This is a genomic window from Comamonas jiangduensis (assembly GCF_030162955.1).
In the GTDB taxonomy this organism is placed as follows: Bacteria; Pseudomonadota; Gammaproteobacteria; order Burkholderiales; family Burkholderiaceae_C; genus Comamonas; species Comamonas jiangduensis.
Map to the genome: position 1 here is coordinate 65,648 of NZ_JARXOV010000004.1, position 22,721 is coordinate 88,368.

Annotated in this window: 17 protein-coding genes and 1 pseudogene; 11 read left to right on the forward strand and 7 right to left on the reverse strand. The window is 61.3% G+C overall.

The window, feature by feature from the left end; genetic code table 11:
- Positions 1 to 196 precede the first annotated feature (196 nt).
- From QEP12_RS04565 to QEP12_RS04580, 4 genes are all read left to right on the forward strand, one after another.
- A complete protein-coding gene (locus QEP12_RS04565) occupies positions 197 to 1,579 on the forward strand; it encodes an FAD-binding oxidoreductase (protein ID WP_284213497.1) in 1,383 nt (460 codons plus the stop codon).
- Between the two features lie 98 nt (positions 1,580 to 1,677).
- Complete coding sequence (gene hutG, locus QEP12_RS04570) at positions 1,678 to 2,484, forward strand: N-formylglutamate deformylase (protein ID WP_284213498.1); 807 nt, start codon at positions 1,678 to 1,680, stop codon at positions 2,482 to 2,484.
- Positions 2,481 to 3,140, forward strand: coding sequence for a DNA oxidative demethylase AlkB (gene alkB, locus QEP12_RS04575; protein WP_284213499.1), 660 nt, complete (start codon positions 2,481 to 2,483; stop codon positions 3,138 to 3,140). The genes hutG and alkB overlap by 4 nt, the downstream gene beginning before the upstream one ends.
- A gap of 117 nt (positions 3,141 to 3,257) precedes the next feature.
- The gene (locus QEP12_RS04580; RefSeq protein ID WP_284213500.1) at positions 3,258 to 4,322 is read left to right on the forward strand and encodes a homocysteine S-methyltransferase family protein; all 1,065 of its coding nucleotides are present in this window, start codon (positions 3,258 to 3,260) and stop codon (positions 4,320 to 4,322) included.
- Between the two features lie 244 nt (positions 4,323 to 4,566).
- Here the strand turns inward: QEP12_RS04580 and QEP12_RS04585 are convergent, their stop codons facing one another.
- The 4 genes from QEP12_RS04585 to nirK form a co-directional block, all read right to left on the reverse strand.
- Positions 4,567 to 4,989 carry a hemerythrin domain-containing protein gene (locus tag QEP12_RS04585; RefSeq protein WP_174864274.1) on the reverse strand — a complete coding sequence of 141 codons (423 nt, stop codon included), beginning with the start codon at positions 4,987 to 4,989 and terminating at the stop codon, positions 4,567 to 4,569.
- Between the two features lie 60 nt (positions 4,990 to 5,049).
- Positions 5,050 to 7,338, reverse strand: a complete 2,289-nt coding sequence (locus QEP12_RS04590) for a nitric-oxide reductase large subunit (protein ID WP_284213501.1) — start codon at positions 7,336 to 7,338, stop codon at positions 5,050 to 5,052.
- A gap of 22 nt (positions 7,339 to 7,360) precedes the next feature.
- Positions 7,361 to 8,038 carry an iron-sulfur cluster repair protein YtfE gene (ytfE, locus tag QEP12_RS04595; protein WP_284213502.1) on the reverse strand — a complete coding sequence of 226 codons (678 nt, stop codon included), beginning with the start codon at positions 8,036 to 8,038 and terminating at the stop codon, positions 7,361 to 7,363.
- A 113-nt stretch (positions 8,039 to 8,151) separates the two neighbouring features.
- Positions 8,152 to 9,591, reverse strand: a complete 1,440-nt coding sequence (gene nirK / locus QEP12_RS04600) for a copper-containing nitrite reductase (protein ID WP_284213503.1) — start codon at positions 9,589 to 9,591, stop codon at positions 8,152 to 8,154.
- Positions 9,592 to 9,753: 162 nt separating this feature from the next.
- On the opposite strand from nirK, the gene norR reads away from it, so the two are divergent.
- Positions 9,754 to 11,295 carry a nitric oxide reductase transcriptional regulator NorR gene (gene norR, locus QEP12_RS04605; RefSeq protein ID WP_284213504.1) on the forward strand — a complete coding sequence of 514 codons (1,542 nt, stop codon included), beginning with the start codon at positions 9,754 to 9,756 and terminating at the stop codon, positions 11,293 to 11,295.
- A gap of 283 nt (positions 11,296 to 11,578) precedes the next feature.
- Positions 11,579 to 11,704: pseudogene (locus tag QEP12_RS04610) on the forward strand (homocysteine S-methyltransferase family protein); the annotation flags it as partial.
- Between the two features lie 129 nt (positions 11,705 to 11,833).
- On the opposite strand, the gene argE reads toward QEP12_RS04610, so the two are convergent.
- The gene (argE, locus tag QEP12_RS04615) at positions 11,834 to 13,000 is read right to left on the reverse strand and encodes an acetylornithine deacetylase (RefSeq protein ID WP_284213505.1); all 1,167 of its coding nucleotides are present in this window, start codon (positions 12,998 to 13,000) and stop codon (positions 11,834 to 11,836) included.
- 598 nt (positions 13,001 to 13,598) lie between these two features.
- Between argE and QEP12_RS04620 the strand changes: the two genes are divergently transcribed.
- Positions 13,599 to 15,641: an acetate--CoA ligase family protein gene (locus QEP12_RS04620; protein ID WP_284213506.1), complete on the forward strand. Its 2,043-nt coding sequence runs from the start codon at positions 13,599 to 13,601 to the stop codon at positions 15,639 to 15,641.
- A gap of 96 nt (positions 15,642 to 15,737) precedes the next feature.
- Here QEP12_RS04620 and QEP12_RS04625 read toward each other — a convergent pair whose 3' ends face one another.
- Positions 15,738 to 16,799 (reverse strand): NAD(P)-dependent alcohol dehydrogenase, encoded by a 1,062-nt coding sequence (locus QEP12_RS04625; RefSeq protein WP_284213507.1) that lies wholly within the window; start codon positions 16,797 to 16,799, stop codon positions 15,738 to 15,740.
- A gap of 129 nt (positions 16,800 to 16,928) precedes the next feature.
- On the opposite strand from QEP12_RS04625, the gene QEP12_RS04630 reads away from it, so the two are divergent.
- The 4 genes from QEP12_RS04630 to QEP12_RS04645 all read left to right on the forward strand — a co-directional run bounded on the left by QEP12_RS04630 (position 16,929) and on the right by QEP12_RS04645 (position 19,919).
- Entirely contained in the window at positions 16,929 to 17,444 is a 516-nt protein-coding gene (locus QEP12_RS04630; protein WP_174863177.1) for a copper resistance protein NlpE N-terminal domain-containing protein, read from the forward strand.
- 186 nt (positions 17,445 to 17,630) lie between these two features.
- Positions 17,631 to 18,023, forward strand: coding sequence for a hypothetical protein (locus tag QEP12_RS04635; protein WP_284213508.1), 393 nt, complete (start codon positions 17,631 to 17,633; stop codon positions 18,021 to 18,023).
- Between the two features lie 332 nt (positions 18,024 to 18,355).
- The gene (locus QEP12_RS04640) at positions 18,356 to 19,021 is read left to right on the forward strand and encodes a HEPN domain-containing protein (protein WP_284213509.1); all 666 of its coding nucleotides are present in this window, start codon (positions 18,356 to 18,358) and stop codon (positions 19,019 to 19,021) included.
- Between the two features lie 22 nt (positions 19,022 to 19,043).
- On the forward strand, positions 19,044 to 19,919 hold the full coding sequence (locus tag QEP12_RS04645) for a PD-(D/E)XK nuclease domain-containing protein (protein WP_284213510.1): 876 nt from the start codon (positions 19,044 to 19,046) through the stop codon (positions 19,917 to 19,919).
- A 54-nt stretch (positions 19,920 to 19,973) separates the two neighbouring features.
- Here QEP12_RS04645 and metH read toward each other — a convergent pair whose 3' ends face one another.
- Positions 19,974 to 22,718 (reverse strand): methionine synthase, encoded by a 2,745-nt coding sequence (gene metH / locus QEP12_RS04650; RefSeq protein ID WP_284213511.1) that lies wholly within the window; start codon positions 22,716 to 22,718, stop codon positions 19,974 to 19,976.
- Between the last annotated feature and the right edge of the window lie 3 nt (positions 22,719 to 22,721).

The following is a 22,721-nucleotide window of genomic DNA, read 5'->3' on the forward strand; positions in this document are numbered from 1 at the left end:
GCGGGCAGCAGGCGGCCATTCTAGGGAGCTGTCATAAAAAAGCCATCCGTGTTACATCGAAAACTATGTGTTTGAGGCATGGCTTTATGCAAATTAATAACTGCGCTCGCTGTACCTATGGGGCACAGAGATGTGGCAAGTCCCAACCCAGCGCCCGCGCGCCGGGATGACAATGGAGGCCGTGAAAGGTTGAGTCATGTCCCAAGAACAATTTGTCAAAGATTTGCAGCAAGCACTGGGTGCTGAGGTGGTGTTGGTAGGTGATGCGGTCGAGGCCCGCTACCACACCGACTGGAGCGGCACGCCCCCCGTGGCGCCTTGGGCCCTGGTGCGCCCGCGCAGTACCGAAGAAGTCAGCACTGCGCTGCGCTTGTGCCACGCGCACCGCGTGCCCGTGGTGCCCCAGGGCGGCCTGACCGGCTTGGCCGGTGGTGCCGTACCGGTGGAAGGCGGCGTAGCCATTTCGCTGGAGCGCATGCACGCGATCGAAGACATCAACGCCCGCTCCGCCGTGATGCAGGTGCAAGCCGGGGCCACCCTGCAAGCTGTGCAGGAGGCCGCCGTCGAGGCAGGCTTGGTGTTTGGCGTGGACTTGGGCGCGCGCGGCAGCTGCCAGATTGGTGGCAATGTGGCCACCAACGCGGGCGGCAACGGCGTGCTGCAGCACGGCATGATGCGCGAGCAGGTGCTGGGGCTGGAAGTGGTGCTGGCCGACGGCACGGTGCTGCCCATGCTGCGCCCGATGATCAAGAACAACACGGGCTACGACCTCAAGCAATTCTTTATCGGTGCAGAAGGCACGCTGGGCGTCATCACGCGCGTGTTGCTGCGCCTGCGCCCTATGCCCCAGGCCAAGGCGACGGCTTTGGTGGCCATGCCCAGTTTTGACCAGGCCTTGGCGGTGCTGCAGCGCATGCAGCGCCGCTTTGGCAACAGCGTGGCCGCGTTTGAGCTGATGTGGGACAACTTTGTGCAAGCCTCTGTGCAATGGCAGCACTTGCAGGCGCCGTTTGCTGAGCGCCACCCTTTCCTGGCGCTGATCGATGTGGATGGCAAAGACGAAGCCAGCCTGCGCGAAGCCGTGGAAGAGGCCTTGGGGGAAGCCATGGAGGCGGGTGACGTGGTCGATGCGGTGATCGCGCAGTCGCACGCCCAGGCTAAAACGCTGTGGAAGCTGCGCGAAGCACCGGCCGAGCTGAACACCCATATGCACCCGCCCATCAACTTTGACGTGAGCTTGCCCCAGTCCGAGATTGGCAAGTTTGCCGACGCCATTCAGGCAGCATTTGATGCGCGCTGGCCCGGTCATTTCACGCTGTTTTTTGGCCATGTGGGCGATGGCAATTTGCACGTCTCCACCGATGGCGCATCGGTTCGCGGGGAATGTGAGGCCGTAGAAGCCGAGCTGTACCGCGTGGTGGGGGCGTTCCACGGCTCCGTGTCTGCGGAACACGGCATCGGGCTGCACAAAAAGCCCTTCTTGGCGATGAGCCGCACCCCTGCCGAGCTGGCTGCCATGCGCGCCATCAAGGCCGCGCTCGACCCCTTGGGTCTGATGAATCCCGGCAAGGTGTTCTAACACCGGCCAGCCTGCGCCGCCCAGCGCTGGCTGGCCGCGGTGGTGCAAGGCCTGGGCGCACCTTTGCGCAGGGATGTATTTTTGATAGCTGCTCGCGTATGACACAAGCCAACTCCCCGTTTGTTTTTCACCAAGGTACGGCGCCGCTGCTGATCTCCATGCCGCATGCGGGCACCGCATTGCCTGCAGAGATGGCACAGGCCCTGACGGATGAAGCTCGCCAGGTGCCCGACACCGACTGGCACCTGCCGCGCTTGTATGAGGGTGCGCAGTCGCTGGGGGCTTCGGTGCTGGTGGCCACCTATTCCCGCTATGTGGTCGACTTGAACCGGCCCCCCAATGGCGAGAGCCTGTACCCCGGCCAGAGCGTGACCGGGCTGTGCCCGGTGGACAGCTTTGCCGACACGCCGCTGTACCGCGATGGCCGCACGGCGATCAAGCCTGCCGAGGTGGAGCGCCGCCGCAGCGCCTACTGGCAGCCCTACCATGCACAGCTGCGTGCCGAGCTGGAGCGGCTGCTGGCCCTGCATGGCAAGGTGGTGCTGTGGGATGCGCATTCCATCCGCTCGGTGCTGCCCCGCTTTTTTGCAGGCAAGCTGCCAGACCTGAACCTGGGTACGGCAGATGGTGCCAGCTGCGATCCCGCCTGGGCGCAGCAATTGCTGCAGCTTGCCCAGCAAGCGCCCTGTCACACGGCAGTGCTCAATGGCCGCTTCAAAGGCGGCTACATCACCCGCCACTACGGCGAGCCTGCACGCGGCATTCATGCCGTGCAGCTGGAGATGACGCAGTGCAGCTACATGCAAGAGGCCTTGCCGTTTGACTATCTGCCCGAGCGTGCGGCCCGCATTCAGCCCACCGTGCAGCAGTTGTTGCAATCGGCCCTGGACTTTGCCCGCACATGAGCCTACCGCTGTTCGCCACCGAAGCCTTGCCGCCGCAGCCGCTGGATGCGGGGGCGGTGCTGCTGCGCGGCTTTGCCGCAGCGCGGGAGCAGGAATGGCTGCAAGCGGTGGGCAGCGTGACGGCGCAGGCGCCATTTCGGGTCATGACACGCCCGGGTGGGGCGCCGCTGTCGGTGGCCATGACCAATTGCGGTGACTGGGGCTGGGTGTCCGATGCGCAGCGCTATCGCTATAGCAGCACAGATCCCGCAACCGGATTGCCCTGGCCTGCGATGCCTGCTTTCATGCAAGCGCAAGCCGTGGCGGCCGCTGCAGCGGCGGGCTACCCCGGCTATGCCCCCGATGCGTGTTTGATGAACCGCTACCAGCCTGGCGCCAAGATGACTTTGCACCGCGACGAAGATGAGATGGACTGGAGCGCGCCCATCGTCTCGGTCTCGCTGGGCCTGCCGTGCACGTTTTTGTGGGGAGGGCCCACGCGCCAAGACCCGGTGCGCCGCGTGCCGCTGACGCATGGCGATGTGCTGGTGTGGGGCGGCCCCACGCGCATGGCCTACCACGGAGTCAATCCGCTCAAGGCCGGGCAGCACCATCTGCTGGGTGCGCAGCGCTGGAACCTGACCTTCCGCATGGCCAAGCGCTACTACGCGGCCTAGGGCCTTACGCACAGCAAGCGCTGCTCGCTGCTGGCGGGGGTGGCATGCGCCACACACGCAGGCGGACAACAGCATGTGCTGCCACAGGGCATGCACAGCTTCCTACAATCGGAGGCTATGAGTCTGCCCAATTACACCCGCGCCCAAGAACTGCCCGCCCTGCTGCAACAGCGTATTGCCATCCTGGATGGCGCGATGGGCACCATGATCCAACGCTTCAAGCTGGGCGAGGCCCAGTACCGCGGCGAAGGCTATACCGGCGCGGATGGCGCTGGCGACCGCTTCAAAGATTTCGCCCGTGATGTCAAAGGCAACAACGAGTTGCTGTCCATCACCCGGCCTGACGTGATCCGCGACATTCACGAGAAATACCTGGCCGCCGGGGCCGATTTGATCGAAACCAACACCTTCGGCGCGACCACCGTGGCGCAAGACGACTACCACATGGCCGATCTGGCGCGCGAGATGAACCTCAAGAGTGCCCAGCTGGCGCGCGCTGCCTGCGACAAATACAGCGTGAACGGCCGCAAGTGCTATGTGGCGGGCGCCCTGGGCCCCACACCCAAAACGGCGTCCATCAGCCCCGATGTGAACGACCCCGGGGCGCGCAATGTGGACTTTGAAACCCTGCGCAAGGCCTACTTCGAGCAGACCGTGGCGCTGATCGAAGGCGGCGCCGACGTGATCCTGGTCGAGACCATCTTTGACACGCTCAACGCCAAGGCCGCGCTGTTTGCCGTGGAAGAAGCGTTTGAGGCCACGGGCGAGGTGCTGCCCATCATGATCAGCGGCACGGTGACCGATGCCTCGGGCCGCATTCTGTCGGGCCAGACCGTGACGGCGTTTTGGCACAGTGTGCGCCACAGCAACCCGCTGTCGGTGGGCCTGAACTGCGCGCTGGGTGCCACCTTGATGCGCCCCTATATTCAAGAGCTGGCCAAGGCCGCGCCAGACACCTTCATCAGCTGCTACCCGAATGCCGGTCTACCCAATCCCATGAGTGACACCGGCTTTGACGAAACACCCGATGTCACCAGCCGCCTGGTGCATGAGTTTGCAGCCGAAGGCCTGGTCAACATTGTGGGCGGCTGCTGCGGCACGACGCCCGATCACATTGGCGCGATTGCCAAGGCCGTATCTGGCGACAAGGGCCGCAAGCTGTTCTATCCCGCAGAAGCTTGATGGCAGTAAAACTGGCATCGACCGCCTGCTGAGCCGGCGTTGACAGCTCTCTTTAAAGCGCCTTGTGCATCGGTACAAGGCGCTTTTTGCATGGCGGCTTGCGCGGCGCCTGAACCCCTTTGTCTGAATGCCACAAAAAAAGCCCTGCAAAGCAGGGTTGTAAAGTGCCACTCAGGAAAACACAGGGCCTGGGCCTGCGCGTGATTCACGCTCAGGTCATGGTGTGAGGGAGGGGGCTGCGCTATTACGCCAGCTCCGCCTGCGCTTCAATGCGCGGGTAAAACTCCAGGTTTTCGCGCTGCATGCGTTCGTGCAGGCGGCGCAGCACGTTATTGACATCGGCCCGAAAACCTTCGGCATCTTCGCGCAGGTGCTGCGCTGTATTCCAGCGGCGCACAAACGCGTCATAGGCCTGGGCCAGCGGTGCCATCTCGGCCTGGTACATGCGCCCCAGGCGGGCCAAGTCTGCATCGTCACCGCGCTGCAGTGATGGATACAGCGCCTGGTCTTCCACGGCCAGATGCAGCTTGATCACCGCGCTCATGCCGACAATGCCTTCGGCAATGGCTTGCGCGTTGTCCGCCACACCGGCATGGGTGAGCGTGCGCAGGGCGGCTACGCGGCGCAGGATGTCGATGTGCTGGTGCTTGAGTTTGTCGATCTGCATAAAGCTTTTCCTTGTGTGGCGTGCACCCGCCGATCAAGCACGGTGCACGCTGCAGGGGGGTTATTTGGCTGCAATGACGTGGCTGGAGGCCGGGGTGGTGCGTGCCGGGGCAGATTGGCCCAGCACCCCCTTCACCACCTGCCATGCCATGGCCAGTGCGCCCACAATGAAGACCACATCACCAAAGGTGCGCACCCAGCGCAGGGTTTCCAGCAGCGGCTGCTGCATGAAGGCTTCGCTGCGTGCCCACCACAGGCCTTCGCTCACGCTGGCGTGGAACTGCAGGATGCCAATGGGCAGCAAGCTGGTGGCAATCATCAGCACCAGACCACCGTTGAGGCACCAGAAGGCGGTTTTCATCAAGCCTTCGCTGAAGGCCATCTGGGGGCGCACATAGCGCAGCACCATCAGGCTAAAACCCAGCGCCAGGAAGCCATACACACCAAACAGGGCCGCATGGGCGTGCAGTGGCGTGGTGTTCAGTCCTTGCACGTAGTACAGAGAGATGGGTGGGTTGATCATGAAACCAAAGACGCCTGCGCCCAGCATGTTCCAGAAGGCTACTGCGACAAAGCACATCAGCGGCCACTTGAGTTGCTGCATCCACGGCGCACGGTCTTTGAGGCGCCAGTTTTCCCAGGCTTCGTAGCCTAGCACGATCAGCGGCACCACTTCCAGCGCACTGAAGGCTGCACCCACCGCCATTACCGGGGTGGTGGTGCCCGCAAAGTACAGGTGGTGGAAGGTGCCGGGAATGCCCCCCAGCAAGAACAGCGAGGCGGAGGCCAGGCTGGCTGTGGTGGCCATGCGGCGCGAGACCAGCCCCATGCTGGAGAAGACAAAGGCCAGTCCGGTGGTGGCAAAGACTTCAAAGAAGCCCTCTACCCACAGGTGCACCACCCACCAGCGCCAGTACTCCATCACGGTCAAACTGGTGCGCTCGCCATAGAACAGACCTGCGCCGTAGAACAGGCCAATGGCACCGCACGAGCAGGTCAGCAGGGCCAGCAGGTTTTTGTCTTCACCATTGCGGGCCAGCAATGCGGGCAGCACACCGCGCAGCATCAGTACCAGCCACAGCAACATGCCCACCCATTTGAGGATTTGCCAGAAGCGGCCCAGATCCACGAATTCGTAGCCCTGGTGGCCCAGCCAGAAGTTCCACTCTGCGGGCATGACCTGGGCAATCGCCAGATAGTTGCCGACGAAAGAGCCGACGCAGACAAACACCAATGCCCAGAACAGCACGTCCACGCCCAGTTTCTGGAATTTCGGGTCTTTGCCGCCGTTGATAACGGGAGCCAGAAACAGGCCCAGCGCCAGAAAGCCCGTGGCAATCCAGAACAGCGCACTTTGAATGTGCCAGGTGCGGGTGAGCGAGTAGGGGAACCATTGCGATACGTCGACGCCATAGAACTCCTGCCCTTCCACGGTGTAGTGCGCGGTAAAGCCGCCCAGCATCACCTGAAAGACAAACAGCCCGACGACCAGCAGCAAATACTTGGCCAAAGCGCGTTGCGACGGGGTCAGGGCAAAGCGCGTCAGCGGGTCTTGCGCAGGTGCGGGGACTTCTTCGGTGTCTTGGTGGCGCAGGAATGACCAGCCCCACACCAGAAAACCCACTCCTGCCAGCAAGATCACCACGCTGGCAATCGACCAGATCACGTTTTCGCTGCTGGGCACGTTGCTGATCAGTGGTTCGTGCGGCCAGTTGTTGGTGTAGGTGACTTTGCTGTTGGGGCGCTCGGTGGCGGCGGCCCATGCGGTCCAGAAGAAAAACTTGGTCATCTGCGCGCGGCGCTCTGCGCTGGGCAGGGTGTTTTCCTTCATGGCAAAGCTCTCGCGGCTGCCGCGCAGTGCGGGCTCGTCCGAGAACAGTTGCTCGTAGTAGGTGGCTGTTTGCGCCATGGCCTGGGCACGGCGTGCGCTCACGGTCAGCGTGTCTGTGTCATCCACGCGGTTGTGGCGGTATTCGGCCTGCAGCTCTGCACGCAAGGCTGCTTGCTCGCCCACACCCAGATCGGCATATGCCTGCTTGTGGCGCTCTTGTGCGCCCAGCTCCAGCCACGCGGTCAGCTCGCGGTGCAGCCAGTCCGCAGTCCAGTCGGGTGCTTGGTAAGCACCGTGGCCCCAGATGGAGCCCAGCTGCATGCCGCCCACCGATTGCCAAGCGGTCTGGCCGTCCAGAATGTCTTCTTCGGTGAACAGTTTTTCGCCCTGTGCGGTGACCACGTGGTCAGGAATGGGCGGGGCTGCGCGGTAGATGTCGACGCCCAAATAACCCAGCAGCGCGAACATCACGATGCACAGGCCAATCAGCGTGAACCAGTGTTTTTTATACGGACCCATGGTGTGGTCTCCCTCTGTGCAGTTACAGCACCTGCGCGGGCGCAAAGCGCTCGAACAGGATGTTGTTCTCGGTATGAATGTGGGCAATCAGGTCATCGCGAAAGCTGCGCAACCCGGTGTAGAGCGCGCGCCAGGTGGTGCAGGCATCGCGGGGGGATGTGATGTTGTGGGTCAGCTCGGCCAGACGGCGCAGCTCGGTGCCGTGGTCATCGTGCTCAGAGCGCATGGCTGAAATAGGCATGCTGGCCATGCCGCCCTGCCCCCGCGTAATCATGGGGAACAGCACCATCTCTTCTTTGCGCATGTGGCTGTCCAGCTCTTGCGCCATGGCTTCCAGATGGTCGGCCAGGCCATGCGGGCAGTCTTCGCGGTCGCCGTGTACATGCTCCACGCGGCGTGCCAGCCGAATCAGCTCGGGCAGTTGCTCGCGGTGTACGGCGTGATAGCGCACCAGCAGGTGCTCCACCAGTTGCGTGTCGCTGGCATCGCTCCAGTCCTGTTCGGGTTCTGTGGCGGCGCGTTGCTCCAGATTTTTCAGCGCATCCACCAGCGGCTGGGGGTCAATGCCCAGGCTTTCGGTGGCGGTGCGCAGGCTGCGGTTGCCGGCGCAGCAAAAGTCCAGCTGGTAGTCATCAAACAGGCCGGTGGCCCCGGGAATACGGCGGGCGAGCTGCCCCAATGATTGCTCCATGTAAGGCATGGTGAATCTCCTTGAAAGTCGTGAAAAAGCGGCCGCGAGGGCGTGCTGTGTGTGGGGGCGGCACCTTGCCAGAGCGGGTGTCTGGCAAGGTGGGTGATGTTGCGCTGGGTGCGTTACAGGGCGCTGGGCTTGTAGACGCCCGGCACGCCTTCGCCCGTCACTTCCAGTACGCCGACGGCACCCTTGCCGGTGCGCGACAGCGCGTGATCGACCAGCAGGTAGCTGCCGGGGTGGTCCATCTTCAACTCCACAATCGTGGCGCCGCCGGGGGCAACCACGGTGGTTTGCACGCTGTGTTTGATGGTGTTGAGCGCGGCCTCGCTGTAGACCTTGTCAAACACTTCGCCAATGATGTGGAAGGAGGCAATCTTGTTGGGCCCACCCACACCAAAGTAGATGCGTACGGTCTCGCCCACCTTGGCTTGCATCTTGTGGGTCTTGCTCAGGGCCCCGACCGCGCCGTTGAAGACGTAGTAGGTGGGCAGCTCATCGGACATTCTTTGCAGGTCTACGTCCTGGTGCACCTTGGCACCAATCGGGCGCTGCGTGTACATATCGCCTTGCATCACATAGAACTCGCGGTCTACCTTGGGCAGGCCTTGCTCGGGCTCGACCAGAATCATTCCGTACATGCCAGCCGCAATGTGCTGTGGCACCAGCGGGGTGGCGCAGTGGTACACAAACAGGCCTGCGTGTAGGGCCTTGAAGGTGATGGTTTTCTCCTGGCCGGGTGCAACCTGGGTGTGCTCGCCCCCTCCGTGCCCGCCTGTGACGGCATGCAGGTCGATGGAGTGGATGGCCTTGCTGTCCTTGGCGTTGGCCAGTGTCAGCTCAATGGTGTCGCCCACCCGCGCGCGCAGCATGGGGCCGGGTACCTGGCGGTTGAAGGTCCAGTAGGTAAAGCTGGTGTCGTCATCGAGCTTGCCGGACAGCTCAACCGTCTCCAGGCGCACCTTCTGTACCTGTGGGGCATGCGCAGCAATGGGTGGGGGCAACTGGGTGGGGCTGGCCGAGATATCCACCGCCGTGGGGTCAGCGCCCTTTTGCGGCACGGTAATGGGCGTGTACAGCGCTAAAGCTGCATCGCTGGAGGTGCTGCTGGCAGATTTGGCAGGCTGTGATGTGCCCGTGACCTGGATGGTGCCAAACATGCCCACCTGGCGGTGCCCGGGGATGGAGCAGTAGTACTGAAACTCACCCGCCTGTGAGGCCGTGAAACGTACGCGCTGCGTGCCCTTGCCGCTGAACTTGGGCGATGCCACGCCCAGCTCGTCAATCCGCAAATCGTGCTCGGCACCTTCTCCGCTGGCCAGTTCAATTTCAACGGTGTCGCCCACCGCCACAGTCAGCGTGGGGTTGGCAACGCCTTTGTCATCCACGTAGACCATCTTGCCGTCCACCACGTTGGTGTGCAGCACAAAGCGCTTGACGCCTTGTTGAGCGCTGGCAGAGGTGCCCGCCTTTTGGGGGGCTGCGTGCAGGGTGGGGGCAATACCAGACAGGGTCAGCGCGCAGATGGCCAGAGTGAGGGTGCGCAATGTGGGCTGTTTCATGGTTGTGGGCTCCGGTGAGTGAGGGCGGGTTTGCCGTCACTTCCCAATACGCACAGAACAGGCCAGAAAAAATCAAAATAAAAACAAGTATTTACCCAGATCAAGGTCATAACTACCCGAGCTGGTTAGGGTGAAAACAACCCTAGAAAGGTAATTTTCACCATGAATCCCTTGCACGCATTACTGCTGACCGATCTGGCCATGGAGCTGCCCATGGCCGTGCGCCTGCAGCGTTTGGTCGAGCTGCTGCGCATGCAGTTTGGCTGCGGTGCTGTGGCACTTTTGAGCCTGGACAGTGAGACCAGCAGCCTGCGCCCTGTGGCGGTGGACGGTTTGTCCAGTGATGCGGTTGGGCGGCGCTTTCCGATTGCAGAGCACCCCCGCCTAGCCACCTTGCTCAAGCGGGCTGGCGAGGTGGTGCGCTTCCCGCATGACAGCAAGCTGCCTGACCCCTACGACGGTCTGGTGATTGAGCAACCGGGTCAGCCACTGGATGTGCACGACTGCATGGGCGTAGCGCTGGAGGTGGAGGGCCAGTGCTGGGGCGTGCTGACGCTGGACGCGCTGACGGTGGGCACCTTTGAGGGCAAGGCCATCCGTGAATTGGAGCAGTTGGTGCTGGTGATTGAAGCCGCCGTGCGCGTAACGCGCTTGGAGACCGCGCTGCGTGGCGTGCGCCAATCGGCGGGGGCGGTGGAAGAAGGCGTGGCTTCGCGCTCAGATGGTGAAATCATCGGGCAAAGCAAGCCCTTGCTGCACTTGCTGCAAGAGCTGCAAGTGGTGGCCGACACCGAATTGCCCGTGCTGCTGCTGGGTGAAACCGGCGTGGGCAAAGAGCTGTTTGCGCGGCGGCTGCACCAGATGTCGCGCCGCAGTGGCAAACCGCTGGTGCACGTCAATTGCGCGGCGTTGCCTGAGGCGCTGGCTGAAAGCGAATTGTTTGGCCATGTGCGTGGCGCATTTTCAGGGGCCATTGCCGAGCGTGCTGGCCGTTTTGAGGCCGCAGAAGGGGGCACGCTGTTTCTGGATGAGGTGGGCGAGCTGCCCTTGTCCATTCAGGCCAAGCTGCTGCGGGCCTTGCAAAACGGAGAGATTCAGCGACTGGGCGCAGACCGCCCGCGCAAGGTGAATGTGCGCATCATTGCGGCCACCAACCGCAACCTGAAAGAGCGCGTGCAGGAGGGCAGTTTCCGTGCAGATCTGTACCACCGTCTTTCCGTCTATCCCGTGCCCATTCCGCCACTGCGTGAGCGTGGCAACGATGTGCTGTTGCTGGCCGGTTTCTTTCTGGAGCTCAACCGTGCGCGGCTAGGGCTGCGCAGTTTGCGCCTGTCAGTGGCGGCTGAAGATGCGCTGCACCGCTACGCATGGCCGGGCAATGTGCGCGAGCTGGAGCACGTAGTCAGCCGTGCAGCGCTCAAGGCCCTGAGCCATGGCGCACAGCGTAGTGACATTGTGACGCTGGAGGCAGACTGGCTGGGGCTGGATGTTCAGCCCCAGCCCTCCGTAGCCACGGTGTTGCACGCACCCATGCTGGCGCCCGCACCTTCCATGCGTGCCGTGGTGGACAGCGCGCAGCGCGAGGCCATTCGCTGGGCGCTGGATGCGCATCGGGGGCAGTGGGCGCAGGCGGCCCGTTCTTTGGATGTCGACCCCAGCAATCTGCACAAGCTGGCCAAGCGGCTGGGTCTTAAGACGGCCTAGCGCTTGGCATATTGACCGGATCCTATGTCTAAAAGGAGCTACTTGCGCTTGACTGGCTTGTGTTTCAGATACAAAAGATTCTGAAACATAGGCTGCATAGTCGTTAGTAGCTCTTGTTTTTAGGCGTCTGAGTTCACCTTGCGCTACGTTCAGAACGGCCAGCGTACCGCGCCTAAACCATCAAAGCTGACGGCGAGCAACTCACCGGCTTGTACTTCAGGGCAGACCGTCCAGTTACCGGTAGTCCCACAGTGCCGTAGTGCTGGGTGACGTGTTGCAGCCATCCGCCGAAGGCCTGGTCAACATTGTGGGCGGCTGCTGCGGCACCACGCCGGACCACATTGGCGCAATTGCCCAGGCCGTGTCGGCGGACAAGGGCCGCAAGCTGTTTTACCCCGCAGAGGCTTGATCGCCGCCTGAGAGCGCTGAGCCCCGCTAAAGGGATATTGAAAAGAGAGCTTCTTGCGCAGGTGCATAAAGCATTTCAGAGATAAAACTATCTGAAGTGCTTGATTAATCAGCGCAAGTAGCTCTGTTTTTATTGGCACAAAGACTGTGCCAGCTTGCGCAAAAAGTCTTCGCAGCGCTGCAGCTGCGCGATCTCTACATACTCGTTGGCCTTGTGCGCATCGGCAATCGCGCCGGGGCCGCAGACCACCGTGGGAATGCCGGCCTGCTGGAACAAGCCTGCCTCGGTGGCGTAGGCCACTTTGCGCTTTTCGCGGTCGCCCGTAAGGGCCTGCACCAGTTGGTTGATGGCCTCGGTCTCGGCGCTGTCAAAAGCGGGGGCGCCTGCCAGCGAATCAAACTCAATGCGCGCCTCGGCAAACTCTTGGCGCATGCGCGGCAGCAGCTCTTGCTGCACATAGGTCTCGACCTGCGCCTGTATGCCTGCCGGATCCATGCCGGGCAGGTTGCGAAATTCATAGGCAAATTCGCAGCGCTCGGGAATCGTGTTCACCGCAATGCCACCGCTGATCTGGTTGGTGGTCATGGTGGTGTAGGGCACATCAAAGAACTGGTCGTAAGGCCCGTTGGCCCGGTAGCTGTCGGCCATATCGCGGATGCGGCAGATCAGGCGCGCTGCGTATTCAATCGCGTTGCTGCCGCGTGGCGTCAGCGAGGAGTGCGCCGCCTTGCCGTGCAAGGTGCAGCGCCACACATTGATGCCCTTGTGTGCCACCACGGGCTGCATGCTGGTGGGCTCGCCCACGATGCAGCCATCCAGGCGCTGGCCTTGCAGCTGCAGTTGCTGAAGCATGACGGGGGCACCCAAACAGCCCACTTCTTCGTCATACGACAGCGCAAAGTGCAGCGGCTTGCTGCGCGGCATCGCCAAAAACTCCGGCACCAGGGCCAAGCCGGCAGCAATAAAGCCTTTCATGTCGCAGGTGCCACGGCCATACAGCTTGCCGTCGATTTCGGTCAGCGCAAACGGGTCGGTGTCCCACTGCTGGCCATCGACGGGCACCACATCGGTGTGGCCAGACAGCGCAATCCCGTCCTGGGTGCTGCCATCGCTGGCGGGCAGGGTGGCGAACAGATTGGATTTGGCGCCATCGGGCGAGCGGATCAACTGCACCGGCACGCCTTGCGCCGCCAGCGCGTCGCGCACGTGTTCGATCAAATGCAGGTTGGAGTGACGGCTGGTGGTGTCAAACCCCACCAGGGTTTGCAGCCAGCTGCGGGTATTGGGAGTAGACATGGGATGTGCTCTTGGGGCTTGGAGGGCGCTTGGTGAACAAAACCAAGGCTTGATCGCAGTGTACGGCGCAGGCAAGGGGCCGGGCCACGGGGTGGCAGTGCATATCCCCACAGCGCCAAACCCTTCGTGGCGGTGACCGTATGGCCGCAATCCCGCGTTGCCGCCTGTGCTTTCGGCCAGAGACCTCTTTCACAGTTGTAGCGAGCCTGCTATTCTTTGGCCCGCTTGCTGCCCATGGAGTGATGGCGGCGAGCATCAGGCGGTGCAATTGCTTCGTGCCAAGCATTGCCCAGCAGCATGACTCCACATTTTTTACAGGCCCTAGATAACAAGCCAGCAGTCCGCGCACGTGGGCTCGGTTTGGAAAGTCACCCATGACCAACATTCACATGCTGCACTGCGTGGATGGGCCGCTGCTTCGGCTGCGCACCTAAGCCTGCGGGTCAGCGATTTCTCTCGCCCACCCCTCTGAACACCCACTTTCATTGCACCCGTTCCTACACCGCCGTGCGGCGGTGTGTTGCGCTGTGGCAGCTTGCGGTTTGTCGCCTGCTGTTTGGTGCTGTCACCACCACCCTGAATCCAAGGAGGCTCGCGTATGCGCGTCCTCAGCACCCCCGAATCTGATTGCACTGACAAAACGTTGAACTGCCAGCAAGCCCACGTCCTGCGTACCCGCCACTGGATAGGCAACAACCTGTGGAGCCCCCATCCTGTGCTGGAAGCGCAACTGCTGGACATGGATGCGCGGCAGTGGCCGCAGCTGGAAGAGCTGCTGCATGCCTTGCTCAAGGCCGTGGCTTTGCCGGATCGCTTTTGCCAGTGTTTGCCCGCTATTAATGGCCGCGGCACGGTGGTGGTGGAAGCCAGTGAAGCCGCTTTGGGCCGCAGCCTGCTGCAACAGGCGCTGGAGCTGCTGGTGCTGGAGCCGATTGAGCGTGCCAAGCAATGGGCGGGTGCTTTGGGGCGCATTCGCCACGTGATCGACGAAGAATGCTTGGGCCCCAGCACCGCGTGCATTGCCAATGCGGCTTTGCAGCGCCATCTGCCCGCCTACCGCCTATTCCCCAAGGGCAATCTGGTGCAGCTGGGCATGGGCGCCGCCCAGCAGCGTATCTGGACGGCGGAAAGCGATATGACGGGCGCAATTGCCCAAGACATTGCGTCCAACAAAGCGTTGACCAAGCGCTTGCTGGCCAATGCAGGCATTCCCACCCCGCAGGGAGATTTCGCGACCTCGCCGGCGCAGGCGTGGCATATCGCGCAAGGCCTTGGCCTGCCCGTGGTGGTCAAGCCGCTGGACGGCAACCGCGCCCGTGGCGTGAGTCTGGACTTGATGGACCAGGCTTCGGTAGAGACCGCCTGGCAGCTGGCCAAGCGTGAAGGCACCCAGGTGCTGGTAGAGCGCTGTATTCGCGGCTATGAACACCGGGTGCTGGTGGTGGGCGATTTTGTGGTGGCAGCCACCCGTGGTGAAACCCTGGGCGTGGTGGGTGATGGCCAATCCACCGTGGCACAGCTGGTGGAAGCACAGATCAACCAGCACCCCCGCTGCCTGATTGACAACACGCTGGAGCGGATTGAGCTGTCTACCGACGCCAAGGTGCAAGGTGAGTTGCTGCGCCAGCAGCTGGATGCGCAGTCCATTCCTGCCCAAGGTCAGCAAGTGGTGCTGCTGCGCACCGGTAATTTGACGGTCGATTGCACCGATGAAGTACACCCCGACATTGCGCGCAACGCGGTCATGGCGGCGCGCACCATCGGGCTGGATATCGCGGGCATCGACATGGTGGTACAAGACATTCGCCGCCCTTTGCTGGAGCAGGGCGGGGCGATTGTGGAAGTCAATGCGGGCCCCAGCTTGCTGATGCACCTGTACCCCGTGCATGGCAAGCCCCGTGCGGTGGGTGAGGCGATTTGCTCCCACCTCTTTCCGCATCCGGACAATGGACAGATCCCCTTGGTGGGCGTGCTGGCCGACCAAGCCTCCGGGCAGCGCATGGCGCAAACCTTGGGGCTGTGGCTGCAGTCGCAGGCTTTTTACACAGGGGTGGCCAGTGGCGCGGACATGTATTTGCAAGGCACCCACATGCCCCAGCCGGTGAGCCAAGCGCCTTCGGCGGGCCAGCGCGTGCTGATGCACCGTGCAGTTACCGCAGCGGTGATTGCCCAAAACATGGCCACGGCGGTGCAGGTAGGGTGGGCCTATGCACACTGTGATGTGGCCATCATTTGCCCCGACGACACGGACTTGGACAGCTCCATGCAGCAGCGGGTGTTGGCCGCGCAGCTGCGTGCGGTGCGCCCCGGTGGCATGGCGGTGCTGGGCACTGGCTGCCACCAGCTGGAGAGCCTGGCGCTGACCTGTCTAGGCCAGATCACCTGGGTGGATGCCGATGAAAACCACCCCTTGCTGCAATCGCACCGGCGCGTGAATGGCCGCGTGGCCTTTGTGCGCGATGGCCGGGTGGTGTGCGCGCAAGGCGCGCAAGAAACCTATTTGCCCCTGCCCCAGCGCATGGGCGAATGGGCGGTGCACGAGTGGTTGGCCGTGGCAGCGGCGGGCTGGGCCATGCAGTGGCCGCTGTCCGTGCTGGATGTCATGGCCCAGCAAATCGTGACGCCCAACCGCAAAGACTGAAAAGCGCTTTTCAACTTTGTGAGCTTGTAGCGCTTGCTGCACCTGCCTTAGAGGCCTAAAAAGCCTTGAAGGCAAGCGCGGCTCGCAAAGCCTTTTTCAGGTGGCGCTCTTGAGGCTTTGCATATCGATCACAAAGCGGTACTTCACATCGCTGCGCAGCATGCGCTCGTACGCGGTGTTGATGTCTTGCATGGCCAGCATTTCGACATCGGCGGTAATGCCATGCTGGCCGCAAAAGTCCAGCATCTCTTGGGTCTCGGCAATGCCGCCAATGACCGAGCCTGCCACCGACTTGCGTCCCAGCACCAAGGACGTGGTGTTGACCGCTGGCTCTTGCATACCCAGAAAACCGACCAGCACCAGCGTGCCGCCTGTGGCCAAGGTGGCGGTGTAGGGGTTCAGATCATGGGCGTAGGGCACGGTGTCGATGATCAGGTCAAACTGGCCCCTCACCGCTTTCATCTGGGCCTTGTCGGTGCTGATGACCACACGGTCTGCGCCCAAGCGCTGGGCATCTGCCTCTTTGCCCGCTGAGCGGCTGAACAAGGTCACTTGCGCGCCCAGCGCCTTGGCCAGTTTGAGTGCCATATGCCCCAGGCCGCCCAGCCCTACGACGGCCACTTTGCTGCCCGGGCCAACCTTCCAGTGGCGCAGCGGCGACCAGGTGGTAATGCCTGCGCACAGCAGCGGGGCTGCGGCCTTCAAATCAAGGGTCTGCGGAATTTTTAAGACAAATTCCTGGCGCACCACAATGTGCTCGGAGTAGCCGCCTTGCGTGGCGCTGCCATCCACGCGGTCGGTGCTGTTGTAGGTGCCCGTCATACCTTTTTCGCAGTATTGCTCCCAGCCTTTGGCGCACGCTCCGCAGTGCTGGCAGCTGTCGACCATGCAGCCCACGCCCACGGTGTCGCCCACTTGAAAGCGCGTGACCGCACTGCCGATGGCCGTGACGCGGCCCACAATTTCATGGCCGGGGACGGTGGGGTAAACGGTACCGCCCCAGTCATTGCGCACGGTGTGCAGATCGGAGTGGCAGACGCCGCTGTAGAGCACATCAATCACCACATCGTTGTCGCGTGGATCGCGGCGCACAAAGTGAAACAAGCCCAGCGGGCTGGTGGGTGAAGTGGCGGCATAGCCGCGTGTTGCTTGAGGCATGGTCAAAAGTCTTTCAACACAGTTTGTGGGAGATGGCTTACATGCATTCGCTGCCCTGTGGGATTGGCAGGCAGGGCACACGCTCTAGCATCCATCGTGAATTGATTGACGCTATCCAGCCAGCTATTTATGCAAAAAACAGTCTACAACCATCGTTCTCTGGGGCCTTGCCTGCTTACCCTGTGTGCCAGTTTCTGGCTGCTGGGCTGTGTCAGCAAACCCGTGACGGTGGATGCCCCTCCACCACGTATGCATGAGCAGGGCCAGCAAGCGCTGCAGGGCGATACCCCCGAGACCATGCTGGACTGGCACGGCACCTACCAGGCGCTGCTGCCCTGCGATGGCTGTGATGGCGGAGGAATCGCCATCAGCGTGCAACTGCGCGATGACAAAACTGCCGTGGTGCGCGAGCGCCGCGTGGGCGGTGACCTCAGCCGCACGGTGGTGCCCTCCTATACGGGCCCTTTCAGCTTTGACCCTGTCGGTGGCAGCTTGATCAGCCTGCGCCGCTCCGCCCAAGAGCCTGTGGCCTATAAATTTTTTGTCGCCGAAGGCTGGATCGAAATGCGCGAACGCGCCACAGGCGCTGCCTTGAAGCCCAGCCACATGTACCGCTTGCGCAAAACCAGCGAACCTGTGAACTAGGGGTTGTGCCCAGTCTGGCAAGAGGTGGCGACCTGCATCAAAGCAGAGGCGAAAAACTTTTTCGTACATTAAATATCAATTGGTAACAATTGATAAACTGTGGAGCTTCTGCGTGCGCTGTCACGCCCCATCGGGTGCCCACCTGCCTTGGCGCAGGTGTACCCGGCTTGCCCAGAGAAGAAGCTCATGCGATTTCCCTACTTGGCGGCTTTGGCCGCCACAGTTGTTTTGACAGGCTGTTTTGATGAATCTCCGCTGGACGACACGCTCATGTTCCCGCCCGGCATTGATATCAACTATCTGGGCAAGCCCGCCAAACTCTATGGCACCTCGCAATGTGCACAAGGCCAGCTCTCGGGCCACACCTGCTTGATTTTTCCGCCGCACCAGCCCGAGGCCAACGGCGTCATCATCAGTGGCAAGCGCATGTATGAAGTACAGCTCAAGGTGCGCAAAGACCCGCAAAACCCGGTGTACTACCTGATTGAAGACCAGCACGGTGACCATGTGCTGGCCAGCACCGGGCGCCACGATGAATACGGCAATATCGACATCCGCCCGGTCGAGCTGTCCAATTAAAGTTAAAAATGGCCGCTAGCGCTTATGTATCAAGCGCTGGTTGCTCTTTTTTGAGTGCGCGCCTTCACCTTGTGGGCAGATGCGCCAAGACTGCACAGGGGGGGCTTGGGGTTGCCCGATGCACAGGTGCTGAAAACCTGGGCAACCGCGCATCCCCTGGCAAGCTCCGGCGCCTTTCCCCGCTTGCTGCCGCACCCGTGGCTTGGAGTAACTGCTAGGTGCTTTCCGCAGGTGAATGCTGGCACTCAAGATCCAAGGTGCGCGAAGTCATTGCGCGCCCACACCATCTGCCTCTAAGCTCCCGCCAGTTCATAAGAAGCTGGGGGAGACAGATGCAGGCCATTCACGCTGAACTCAAAAAACGCCACCGTGCCACACGCGAAGGCATGCCTGATGCGCTGAACCTGCGCATTCACCGCGCACTCAGTTGGCTGCAGCGCGCCAGCGTGTGCGAGCCCGATCACGATCCGGACGCGCGCTTTATCTTTTTGTGGATTGCGTTCAACGCCGCCTACGCGCAAGAAATTCCCGCCACTCTGCGCCTGAGTGAACAAGAGAGCTTCACCGCGTTCTTGCGCAAGTTACACGGCTTAGACAGCGCCAAGCAACTGGATGATTTGGTGTGGAACACTTTTAGCGGCCCCATCCGTGTGCTGCTCGACAACCCCTACGTCTTTGAATCGTTCTGGAGCTTCCAGCGCGGCGAGATCGACGAAGCCACGTGGCAAACCCGCCAAGCCGCTGGCAAGCGCAAAGCCGCCATCTTGCTGGCACAAGGTCACACGCCCGAACTGCTGGCGCTGGTGTTTCAGCGCATCTACACCTTGCGCAACCAACTGATGCACGGCGGCGCCACGTGGAACAGCCAGATCAACCGTGCCCAGGTGCAGGACTGCGCTAACCTCATGGGCCAGATCGTGCCTGTAGTGGTGGAGATCATGATGGCCCATCCGGAAGCGTTGTGGGGTGCTGCTTGCTATCCGGTGGTCAGCCAGTAACACAACCACACAGAAATCAATGATGAATTTTCGACTCTCAAGATCACTGTGCAAAGTTGTTGGAGATGTGCTTTCCACTACAGATGGTCATGATGCATTAAATGCACTGTTTATTGCTTCAGGAGCTCCAGGCGACCCGCCTGCGCTTGCACATCATTCGAAATGGAAAGAATGGCTTTTTCGAGCAGGGCAAGACCCCTCTATTGATAGTCTGCAAGTTCTTGGCAATGTTCTTGAAGAGTTTATGGACAGCCCTCCTCAAGTCTTGGAAGACGAACAACGTTGGCGCGCCAACAAAGAGCGAATCAATTCAATTCTTCAGGAAGACGGGTTACGGTATTACCGTCATGGGAGAGTGATTCCAATTGGGCAGATCCAAGCAGATGAGGACTCTGGACAAATTTCTGCACGTTTAATCCCCGCCACCCCTCAAACAGTAGACGAAGTAATTCAAGTAACGATTCAGGGCCTGAGACGGGCAATGCATACCCTTACATATCGAAGAAAGGGTGCTGAAACACTTCACTTCGTTAATGAATACGATGTGCAGGATTTGTTGCATGCGCTTCTAAGGCCATGGGTTCAAGATATTCGTCCTGAGGAATACACGCCTAGCTACGCTGGCAAAAGTACACGCATGGATTTTTTTCTACCGGCACATGAACTGGTGATAGAAACAAAATGCGTTCGAGACAGAAATCATGCGAAAAATGTAGGTGATGAGCTAGCTCTTGATATTGGTCATTACCAAGTACATCCTGGAGCGAAAAAGCTTTGGTGTGTTGTGTACGACCCAGAGCACCACATCACTAATCCAGAAGGACTTAAAGATCTCGAAGGCACGCATTCAAAAGGCGAAAAGCAAATAGCCGTAAGTGTCTTCATCATTCACAAATGAGGACCAGAACAATAAAAAGGCCGCGTTAGCGGCCTTTTTGACGTCTGGGCAAAATCAACCCAAATTCGGTGCCAAGAAGCGGCGCAGTTCCTCGACATCCATGCCACGGCGCTCGGCCATATCGGCCAGCTGGTCTTCACCAATCTGGCCCACATTGAAGTACACGGCCTCGGGGTTGCCGATGTAGTAGCCGCTGACGCTGGACGCGGGGTTCATCGCCAGGCTTTCTGTCAAGGTCATGCCGATTTCGTCGGCGGCCAGCGCCTTGAACAGGTCGATCTTGGCGGTGTGATCGGGGCATGCCGGGTAGCCGGGCGCGGGGCGAATGCCCTGGTACTGCTCTTTGATGAGTTCTTCATTGCTGAGGTTCTCATCGGCGGCGTAGCCCCACAGGTCTTTGCGCACGCGCTGGTGCAGGCATTCGGCAAAGGCTTCGGCCAGGCGGTCGGCCAGGGCCTTGAACATGATGCCGCTGTAGTCGTCCAGCGCGGCTTCAAATTCCTTGTCTTTCTTCTCAGCGCCAATACCTGCGGTCACGGCAAACAGACCGGCGTAGTCGTGGATGCCTGATTCCTTGGGGGCCACAAAGTCGCTCAGGCAACGGCTGGGGCGCAGCACGCCATCGACCGCCTGCTTTTCGGTTTGCTGGCGCATGCCGTACCAGGTGGTCAGCACTTCGGTGCGCGATTCGTCGGTGTAGAACACGATGTCATCGCCCACGCGGTTGGCGGGGAAGATGCCCATCACGCCGTTGGCTTGCAGCCAGCGGCCTTCAATGATTTTCTTGAGCATGGCCTGCGCATCGGCCAGCACCTTGCGCGCTTCCACGCCCACGATTTCATCGTCGAGGATGGCGGGGTAAGGGCCGGCCAAGTCCCAGGTCTGGAAGAACGGGCCCCAGTCGATGTACTGGGCAATTTCGGCCAAGTCAAAGTTCTTGAACACACGGCGGCCCAGCACACGCGGCGTGACCGGGGCATGGTGCACCACGGCTGCATTGGCGCGCGCCTGGGCCAGGGACCACAGCGGGGTTTTCTTCTTGTTGGCGTGCTGGGTGCGCACCTTGTCGTAGTCGGCGTTCAACTCGGTCACGTAGTGGTCTTTGCCTTCACCCAGCAAGCTTTGCGCCACGCTGACCGAGCGCGAGGCATCGGGCACATAGACCACGGGGCCTTCGTACTTGGGCGCAATCTTCACGGCGGTATGCACGCGCGAGCAGGTGGCGCCGCCAATCAGCAGCGGAATCTTTTTGACGCGGAAGTAATCGTCCTTGTGCATTTCGCCCGCGACGTACTGCATCTCTTCCAGGCTGGGCGTAATCAGGCCCGACAGGCCGATGATGTCGGCCCCTTCGGCCTTGGCGCGCGCCAGAATTTCATGGCAGGGCACCATCACGCCCATGTTGATGACTTCAAAGTTGTTGCACTGCAAGACCACGGTGACGATGTTTTTGCCAATGTCGTGCACGTCGCCCTTGACGGTGGCGATGACGATCTTGCCCTTGCTGGTCACATCCAGACCGGCGGCTTCTTGCTGGCGCTTTTCTTCCTCGATGTAAGGCACCAGGTGGGCCACGGCCTGCTTCATCACGCGGGCGGATTTGACCACCTGGGGCAGGAACATCTTGCCCGCGCCAAACAGGTCGCCCACCACGTTCATGCCGTCCATCAACGGGCCTTCGATCACGTGCAGCGGGCGGCCGCCACCCTTGACCACGATGGCCTGGTAGGCCTCTTCCGTGTCTTCGGTGATGAAGTCGGTGATGCCATGCACCAGCGCGTGTGACAGGCGCTCGTTGACGGTCTTGGGGTGCTCGGGCGTGCCGCGCCACTCCAGCTTTTTGCTGTCGTCTTTGGCGTTGCCCTTGGCCTGGTCGGCAATTTCCAGCAGGCGCTCGGCGGCGTCGGGGCGGCGGTTGAGCACCACGTCTTCCACGCGCTCGCGCAGCGTGGGCTCCAGGTCGTCGTACACGCCCACCATGCCTGCGTTGACGATGCCCATGTCCATGCCCGCGGCAATCGCGTGGTAGAGGAACACGGTGTGAATCGCTTCGCGCACGGGGTCATTGCCACGGAAGGAGAAGCTCACGTTAGAGACGCCGCCCGAGACCTTGGCGCCGGGCAGGTTCTGCTTGATCCAGCGCACGGCGTTGATGAAATCGACTCCGTAGTTGTTGTGCTCTTCAATGCCGGTGGCCACGGCGAAGATGTTGGGGTCGAAGATGATGTCCTCGGGGGGAAAGCCCACTTCATCCACCAAGATGCGGTAGGCGCGCTCGCAGATCTCAATCTTGCGCTCGAACGTGTCGGCCTGGCCTTTTTCGTCAAACGCCATCACCACGGCGGCTGCGCCGTAGCGCTTGACGAGTTTGGCATGGGCCTTGAACTCTTCCACGCCTTCTTTCATGGAGATGGAGTTCACGATGCCCTTGCCTTGCAGGCAGCGCAGACCGGCTTCGATCACCTCCCACTTGGAGCTGTCCACCATCACCGGCACGCGAGCGATATCGGGCTCCGACGCCATCAGGTTCAGGAACTTCACCATCGCGGCCTTGCTGTCGAGCATGGCCTCGTCCATGTTCACGTCAATGATCTGCGCGCCGTTTTCCACCTGCTGGCGCGCCACGGCCAGGGCTTCTTCGTATTGCTCGTTCAGGATCAGGCGCGCAAAGGCTTTGGAGCCGGTGACGTTGGTGCGCTCGCCCACGTTGACGAACAGCGTGTCTTTGCCAATGAACACGGGCTCCAGGCCCGACAGGCGCATGGGGGGAATCGAATGGGGGGCTGCAGCAACGGTCATCGC

Excerpts from the sequence above, each read along its gene's own strand:
- QEP12_RS04565 (WP_284213497.1), top strand. The coding sequence starts at position 197 with ATGTCCCAAGAACAATTTGTCAAAGATTTGCAGCAAGCACTGGGTGCT.
- hutG (WP_284213498.1), top strand. The coding sequence starts at position 1,678 with ATGACACAAGCCAACTCCCCGTTTGTTTTTCACCAAGGTACGGCGCCG.
- alkB (WP_284213499.1), top strand. The coding sequence starts at position 2,481 with ATGAGCCTACCGCTGTTCGCCACCGAAGCCTTGCCGCCGCAGCCGCTG.
- QEP12_RS04580 (WP_284213500.1), top strand. The coding sequence starts at position 3,258 with ATGAGTCTGCCCAATTACACCCGCGCCCAAGAACTGCCCGCCCTGCTG.
- QEP12_RS04585 (WP_174864274.1), bottom strand. The coding sequence starts at position 4,989 with ATGCAGATCGACAAACTCAAGCACCAGCACATCGACATCCTGCGCCGC.
- QEP12_RS04590 (WP_284213501.1), bottom strand. The coding sequence starts at position 7,338 with ATGGGTCCGTATAAAAAACACTGGTTCACGCTGATTGGCCTGTGCATC.
- ytfE (WP_284213502.1), bottom strand. The coding sequence starts at position 8,038 with ATGCCTTACATGGAGCAATCATTGGGGCAGCTCGCCCGCCGTATTCCC.
- nirK (WP_284213503.1), bottom strand. The coding sequence starts at position 9,591 with ATGAAACAGCCCACATTGCGCACCCTCACTCTGGCCATCTGCGCGCTG.
- norR (WP_284213504.1), top strand. The coding sequence starts at position 9,754 with ATGAATCCCTTGCACGCATTACTGCTGACCGATCTGGCCATGGAGCTG.
- argE (WP_284213505.1), bottom strand. The coding sequence starts at position 13,000 with ATGTCTACTCCCAATACCCGCAGCTGGCTGCAAACCCTGGTGGGGTTT.
- QEP12_RS04620 (WP_284213506.1), top strand. The coding sequence starts at position 13,599 with ATGCGCGTCCTCAGCACCCCCGAATCTGATTGCACTGACAAAACGTTG.
- QEP12_RS04625 (WP_284213507.1), bottom strand. The coding sequence starts at position 16,799 with ATGCCTCAAGCAACACGCGGCTATGCCGCCACTTCACCCACCAGCCCG.
- QEP12_RS04630 (WP_174863177.1), top strand. The coding sequence starts at position 16,929 with ATGCAAAAAACAGTCTACAACCATCGTTCTCTGGGGCCTTGCCTGCTT.
- QEP12_RS04635 (WP_284213508.1), top strand. The coding sequence starts at position 17,631 with ATGCGATTTCCCTACTTGGCGGCTTTGGCCGCCACAGTTGTTTTGACA.
- QEP12_RS04640 (WP_284213509.1), top strand. The coding sequence starts at position 18,356 with ATGCAGGCCATTCACGCTGAACTCAAAAAACGCCACCGTGCCACACGC.
- QEP12_RS04645 (WP_284213510.1), top strand. The coding sequence starts at position 19,044 with ATGAATTTTCGACTCTCAAGATCACTGTGCAAAGTTGTTGGAGATGTG.
- metH (WP_284213511.1), bottom strand. The coding sequence starts at position 22,718 with ATGACCGTTGCTGCAGCCCCCCATTCGATTCCCCCCATGCGCCTGTCG.